Genomic DNA, 6,032 nt, shown 5'->3' with positions numbered 1-6,032 from the left:
GTAGTTTTTTCTTCTCGTCTTCTGAAAATTCGATTGTAATCATGAATTAATTTTGGCGGCAGTATTAAATTCTTTAGCCGATTATCCCATTTTCTCAAAGCTCAAGTTCTGACCGTCTAAAGTATAGAAGAAGGACGCGATAATGAACGTCCGCAGATTAAAGATGTCGATGTTTCTGCTTTTTATATGGGCAAATATGCGGTTACACAAGCTCAGTGGCAAGAGATTATGGGAAATAATCCTTCTCACTTTAAAGACAACTTACTAAATCCTGTGGAACAGGTATCTTGGAATGATACGCAGGAATTTTGTAAGAATCTATCACAGAAAACGGGACGAGAATTTAGATTGCCTAGTGAAGCAGAATGGGAATATGCCTGTCGCGCAGGAACGGCTACAGCCTATTCCTTTGGTGATAATGGTTCATTGTTAGGTGAATATGCTTGGTATGAGGATAATTCGGGTGCAAAGACTCATCCTGTCGGACAAAAGAAGCCGAATCCTTGGGGTTTATATGACATGCACGGCAATGTATGGGAATGGTGTCAGGACAGTTATGAAAAATATGGTGGTGAAAGCGACCTGATTCGGAAAACTGGTAAAGCTATCGTAAAAGAGAATGATAATCGTTCTCGCCTGCTTCGCGGTGGTTCGTGGTTCGCCTATGCTCAGGGTTGTCGGTCTGCGTGTCGCAACCTCGACTTTGCGCGTTCTCAGAGCAGCAACATCGGTTTTCGGGTTGTGTGCGTTTTGCGGTGAGGACTCCCTTCTCTGTTCTTTTGCCCTCAGCCCTTTGCACTTCTTCTCTTTCTTAGCCCTTCTTTATCCCCCTATTCGCCGTCAGGCGATCAAATTTTTTTGAAATGGAATGAAGAAGCAATATTGACAAGAAAAAACAAAAATTGTAGGGGTTTTGCATTTGCGCCACAATCTCCAAACTCCCCACCACAAACTCAAATTGCAAATGCAAAACCCTCCACGCTTTCACCGATAAATTGTCCCTGCGTTGTGAGATTGAGGGTAAAGCATTCCCAAATCGGGGGAATCTGAAAATTTATAAATTCCTGCGGGAATGCTTTACCCCTACAAGATTTTTGAACACTATTCAACAATTCTCGACCTAACAGATCCCCGACTTTTTCTTTAACATCCACAATTATCTCTATCCATTACCAAAAAAGTCGGGGATCTAAATCTCTACATTCATTATTAGCCGAATAAGCAACTATTTCTTCTTATTCAACCAAAGTTCCAAATCAGCAACACTCTCAAAATCCAAAATTGCCTCAGCAAGACTCTCTAAACGCGGAATCTGTAACCTTGCAATCCTTGTATGCATCTTTGGTGGCAAATTCCCAAACTTACGCGTAAGCAACCGCAAAATAATAGTCAACAAACCTTGCTTACGCCCTTTAATTTCACCTTCCTTGCGACCCTTAACCTCACCTTCCTTACGACCCTTAACCTCGCCCTCTAGGCGACCCTCTTCCAAAATTTCTTGATATGTTACGGATTCGCGCATGATATCTCTCCTCAAAATCTGCTTAATGATATTTTTATCTAAAACTAGACCAGCCAACACATAGGTCGCGGCTCCGACAATTTGACGTGTTTTTTGTTCAGGGATTTCATCAATTTTTTGAGCAATATCTTGCAAGAGTTGCTCTTTGTCACCCTCATTCACAAGTATAGCAAACGGCAACATGCCCGTAAATTCTAAAAATTTAGTAACAGGCTGTTCCCACAGTCGGATTACTTCAAACCTGTGATATGTAGAGTCGTCTTGAAACTCTTGCTGAAAAACGACATCTGAGCTTGTTTCTTTTAGGTAAATCACAAATTGACGGATCTTTTTATCAGGAAAACGCCTTTTGCCGCGTACCCAATAGTCCAACATCCGAAACGGAATTTGCGGGTCAACTTTGGTCTGAAACTCCAAATGCAGCAGCAGACCTTCAGTTTCCAGCAAAATCAAACTATCAGCACGAATTGGCTCCACCGCTAACTCTTGAGGTTGGACTTGAGTAAGCGGAATTGGCTCACCGAGCAGCCATGAAGCCATATCGGTAGAATAGGTTTCGGCAAGAAATTTGCAAATATTGTCAAACATTGACTGATTTTATCATCAGAATATGAGAGGCGGCGCTTCGCGTTGCCACTCATCTTTGAGCTTTATCCAACCAACTGCACAGTGGAACCTTCCTCTCCCTTCGATACTTCAATCAATGTGTTAAAGGCTTCCTTCATTTGCGGCATATGTGTAATTACGAGAATGCACTCAAAATCGGGCGCGATCGCATTAATGGCACTGACAAGGCGATCGCATCCCAATGGGTCTTGACTGCCGAATCCTTCATCGATAATTAGGGTTTGGAGAGTACTGCCTTTGCGCTGAGCAAGCACACGGGAGAGCGCCAGACGCACGGCAAAGTTAATCCGAAAGGCTTCGCCGCCCGAATAGGTTTCATAGGGTCTAGTTCCCTTAGTATCGGCAATTTCAATGTCGAGAGTTTCGATGATGCGATCGCTTTTTTTGCCAGATTTTTGGGTGATGAATCTTACGTTTAATTGGCGATCGCTTAGTTGAGCGAGAATTTGATTGGCTTCTACTTCAATTTGTGGCAAAACATTTTCCAGCATTAAAGCTTGAATGCCATTTTTGCCAAAAGCTTGATAAAGCTCGGTGTGAATACGTTGCCGTTGACGGGCTGCTTCGATTTGAGTGAGGGTTTCTTGTTCGCGTTGACGACTTAGCTCTAGCTGTTGTTGGGCTTGCTGAAGGCTACCAATTTGGGCTAGGAGTACATCCATTTGCGATCGCCAATTTTGTAAATTTTGTCGCAAGGAGTTAATTTCCTGTACATGATTGCCATGTACAGCTTGGATTTGTGACTGTAGTTGAGAAATTTGAGTAGTAATATTTTGTAACTCTTGTTGATTGGCGCTTTGAGTTTGTTGTAAATGCTCAACCTGTTGCTGAAGTTCAGGATATTCCTGCTCGGCACGAGTGAGTTCTTGGTAGCGCAGTAATGACGGAGTTAGTTCTTGTTTTTGGGTGCGGAGTTGTTGATGGCGATCGGGTTCGTAGGCTAGTTGGGTAAGGGCGCGATCGCATTGTTCGAGTTCATGCTGTACTTCTAAATCAATGAGATTTTTGGTGAGACGATCTTGCAATTGGTTGATTTTGGTTTGCAGATCAGGAATTTTTTGGGACAGGTTATCGGCTTGACGCTGAGCATTCTTTAATTCTGATTGCTTGATTTCAGCCCAGCGCCAGCGCTCGACATCACCACGAGCTAAGGCATGATTTTTTTCATCGTAGGCGAATTTATGAATATTCTTATCGATCAGTTCCATTTCCTCCCATGCGTCACGCATGTAGTTTTGAGTTTGGAGGCGATCGCCTAAATCCACAATCTCCGCATCAATGAGGACTAGTCTTTGCTGTGCTTCCGCGATCGCCTTCAGTTGCTCCTGCAAAGTCCCCTTACGTTGAATCAAATCATTTAACGGTGCGAGTTCCTTTTTTAAAACGCGATACTCTTCTCGCAACACTTCAATTTCACAGTTGGAAGCCGCTTGCTGTTCCTTCACCACCCAGATATCTGCTTGCAGATCGCGAGACTCCTGTTTATGCTTTTTCTGCACTAATTGCCAATGCGCTTCATCAAGAGGGCGATCGCAGAGGGGACAAGGCGCGTTTGGCACAGTTAACTGACGCATTTTTGCTTCCAATTTATTAAAGGCAGCCTCACTATCAGCTAGTCTGGTTTTTAAGCGTTCCAAAAAATCACGACGTTCTAACCCTTTTTCATGGACACGCTGTTGATAGACTTGCTTATTTTGTAATAAAACAATTTGCCGATCTAGCTCCTTCGCATTGATCAGTAATTGATCGTGATTTTTGACTTGTAAATATAACTGTTCGCGTTTAGAAACTAATTCATCTAGTTTTGCCGCAAGTTTTGTCTGCTCCCGTTCTAGTTGATGCTTAAGAACCTGATGACGATGCACTAGCGGTGTGGATTGAGCATGGAGGCGATCAAATTCTTGTAATATCGCCCTTGCTTTGTGTAATTCAGCGATCGCCGCTTCGATCTCGGTAGCACGACTGAGAATCCCTTTTAAGTCACTTTCCTGCTGAACTAGAGACTCTAATTGCGCTTGATAATGCCTTAACTGTCCCTTAAGTTCACTTTGCAAACTCGCGAGTTTATGGCTAAATTCGCCACGCCGATCGCAAAGATGTTGGTATTTCTGAAACTTACGCTCTAATTCTGATTCCTGTGTGGATAGCAATTGATAGCGCTCATAGTTTTGCAAAATCTGCGATCGCGTTGCTATACATAACTCTAATTGCTGTAATTGTCGGCGTTGACTAGAGAGTTGTCTATCGATTTGAGACAGATTGCTAGTAATTGCAGTTTGTTGTTGTTGTTGCCAAATTAACTGCTGTGAAAGGTTTTGGTATTGTTTCTGCAAATCTTCCACTATTTGCAATCGGGCGCGATCGCGACTTTCCCATGCTTGCAACTCGACTAATTGCGATCGCAAAAGTTCTAACTGCGGTGCGATCTTTTCTCCATCTTGAATTTGTTCCCGCAGGTGTACCAGCATATTCTCTAAAACTGCCGATTCACCTTTGCTAGTTCGCGCAATATCTTTGGCTCGTTCCGCCAACTCGTCATACTGTGACAGCGACAGCATATCCGCCAAAATCTGCTTGCGATCGCTAGGACGCTTCAGCATAAATTCATCGGCGCGACCTTGACGCAAATATGCCGAATTAACGAAGGTTTCGTAATCCATTTTCAGGTGCGAAATGATTGTCTGCTGCGTCGATTGCACCTTTCGCTCAGTCAAGGATTTAAATTTTCCTTCACTCTGCACCTGAAATTCCAAAGAAGTTGAACTATTGCGCGATCGCGTCCTGATGATCCGATAGACTTCACCACCTGCGATAAAAGTGAAGTCCACCTGTGCTTCTTTGGAACCCACATGAATTACATCATCTTGGCTTGCCACACGACTTACACCCCAAATCGCCCAAGAAATCGCTTCTAATAACGAAGACTTTCCCGCCCCATTTGCGCCACAAATACAAGCAACATGTAGCCCGCTAAAATCTAAGGCTAATTGTTGATAGCTCAAGAAATTTTTTAATCGTAATTTCTGAGGGATCATAATGTCTTGTAATTTGGCATATCAGATTGGTATGTCAGAAAGTTTCTGATTGAGTTATACTAATTATTATTTAATTATCATAATAATGTATTGTCTAACAAGAGTTTAGCTCTTAATAGGCGCGGTATAACCAACAAAAGCTGAGAGCGTCATGGAAGTATGGGAAGAAATTAGTCGCCAAAGAGTAAAGTACATCGTCGATAGCTATCAGTTAGATGGCAATGACGATGAAGATTTTGATGAATATTTAGAAGATTTATTACAAGCCTATGCGCCGCCTCAAATTGAATTAGCGCTTGTGGAAGTTTTAATCGAGAGTTGGCGATTTACGCCGATGATGCGTGGTGTGATGTTTCTTAAGCGATCGCATGAACTATTAAAATATTGGGAAGATCATCTAATTCCCGCGCATATCTCCCCTACACATTTTCGTTTAATTACAGGCTTAGATCCTACACCAGTATTTGGTAACACCATCGCACAGCCAAGCAGAAGTATATTTTCTAAAGTCAATAATTGATTTGTATAGATAGTCAAGAGCCTGAGCAGCAATTCCCACTATAAAAATCGTTTTCATAATGAGAATTGCTGCTCAGGCTCTTGACTAAAAGCTAAATTCATCTAAGAATGAGTAAATGCAATCAACCTGTTTAAGAGGGGGGGACTCTGAGAACATGTTTACAGCTATTGACGATCAGATGAGCCATAAAAACATTAAAAGTCGCCAATTCAAGGATGAAATGCAACGGGTTCTGATGAAGCAAAGAATACTTCGTAAGGAGTACGATAGTCAAGTGATTTTCTGGGTCTGTAATTGATCAAATTCACTGCCTTCTGAAAGTCCTCTT

5 protein-coding genes and 1 pseudogene are annotated in these 6,032 nt (G+C 42.4%); 2 read left to right on the top strand and 4 right to left on the bottom strand.

The features are described from left to right. The first annotated feature begins 123 nt into the window (after positions 1-123). Positions 124-759 carry a formylglycine-generating enzyme family protein gene (locus VB775_RS26150; RefSeq protein ID WP_281009380.1) on the top strand — a complete coding sequence of 212 codons (636 nt, stop codon included), beginning with the start codon at positions 124-126 and terminating at the stop codon, positions 757-759. A gap of 194 nt (positions 760-953) precedes the next feature. On the opposite strand, the gene VB775_RS26145 is transcribed toward VB775_RS26150, so the two are convergent. The 3 genes from VB775_RS26145 to VB775_RS26135 all read right to left on the bottom strand — a co-directional run bounded on the left by VB775_RS26145 (position 954) and on the right by VB775_RS26135 (position 5,184). Next, positions 954-1,154: a hypothetical protein gene (locus tag VB775_RS26145; protein WP_281008585.1), complete on the bottom strand. Its 201-nt coding sequence runs from the start codon at positions 1,152-1,154 to the stop codon at positions 954-956. A 71-nt stretch (positions 1,155-1,225) separates the two neighbouring features. Beyond that, a complete protein-coding gene (locus VB775_RS26140) occupies positions 1,226-2,110 on the bottom strand; it encodes an Rpn family recombination-promoting nuclease/putative transposase (protein WP_281008584.1) in 885 nt (294 codons plus the stop codon). Positions 2,111-2,172: 62 nt separating this feature from the next. Further along, complete coding sequence (locus tag VB775_RS26135) at positions 2,173-5,184, bottom strand: AAA family ATPase (RefSeq protein WP_281008583.1); 3,012 nt, start codon at positions 5,182-5,184, stop codon at positions 2,173-2,175. Positions 5,185-5,335: 151 nt separating this feature from the next. Here VB775_RS26135 and VB775_RS26130 point away from each other — a divergent pair, with 151 nt between their 5' ends. Next, complete coding sequence (locus VB775_RS26130; protein ID WP_281008582.1) at positions 5,336-5,704, top strand: hypothetical protein; 369 nt, start codon at positions 5,336-5,338, stop codon at positions 5,702-5,704. Positions 5,705-5,913: 209 nt separating this feature from the next. Here VB775_RS26130 and VB775_RS26680 read toward each other — a convergent pair. Then, positions 5,914-6,032, bottom strand: a pseudogene (locus tag VB775_RS26680) (IS30 family transposase); the annotation flags it as partial.

Origin of the sequence: Pseudanabaena sp. CCNP1317 (assembly GCF_034931345.1) — a bacterium.
Lineage (GTDB): Bacteria > Cyanobacteriota > Cyanobacteriia > Pseudanabaenales > Pseudanabaenaceae > Pseudanabaena > Pseudanabaena galeata.
This window is presented reverse-complemented; position numbering and strand designations above follow the sequence as displayed.

Excerpts from the sequence above, each read along its gene's own strand:
- VB775_RS26135 (WP_281008583.1), bottom strand. The coding sequence starts at position 5,184 with ATGATCCCTCAGAAATTACGATTAAAAAATTTCTTGAGCTATCAACAA.
- VB775_RS26140 (WP_281008584.1), bottom strand. The coding sequence starts at position 2,110 with ATGTTTGACAATATTTGCAAATTTCTTGCCGAAACCTATTCTACCGAT.
- VB775_RS26130 (WP_281008582.1), top strand. The coding sequence starts at position 5,336 with ATGGAAGTATGGGAAGAAATTAGTCGCCAAAGAGTAAAGTACATCGTC.